Annotated in this window: 1 pseudogene; it reads left to right on the top strand. The window is 43.4% G+C overall.

Going from position 1 to position 235, the window contains the following annotated elements:
• Positions 1-235, top strand: a pseudogene (locus AAEY68_RS21715) (PrkA family serine protein kinase); the annotation flags it as partial.

Genomic DNA, 235 nt, shown 5'->3' with positions numbered 1-235 from the left:
ACCCTGCATTTGCCGATTTTTATGGTATGGAAGACGCCATTGAGCAAATTGTTTCTTATCTAAAACACGCCGCGCAAGGATTAGAAGAGTGTAAACAAGTGCTTTACTTGCTTGGTCCGGTGGGTGGCGGTAAGTCATCGATTGCTGAAAAGCTAAAGTATTTAATGCAACAAGTGCCTATTTATGCAATTAAGGGCTCCCCGGTTAATGACCATCCGCTGGCATTATTTGATCC

The organism is Pseudoalteromonas sp. RB2-MNA-CIBAN-0110 (genome assembly GCF_040309305.1).
GTDB lineage: Bacteria > Pseudomonadota > Gammaproteobacteria > Enterobacterales > Alteromonadaceae > Pseudoalteromonas > Pseudoalteromonas arctica.
The sequence above is the reverse complement of the archived record's forward strand: the minus strand, read 5'-3'. Positions and strand labels throughout refer to the sequence as shown.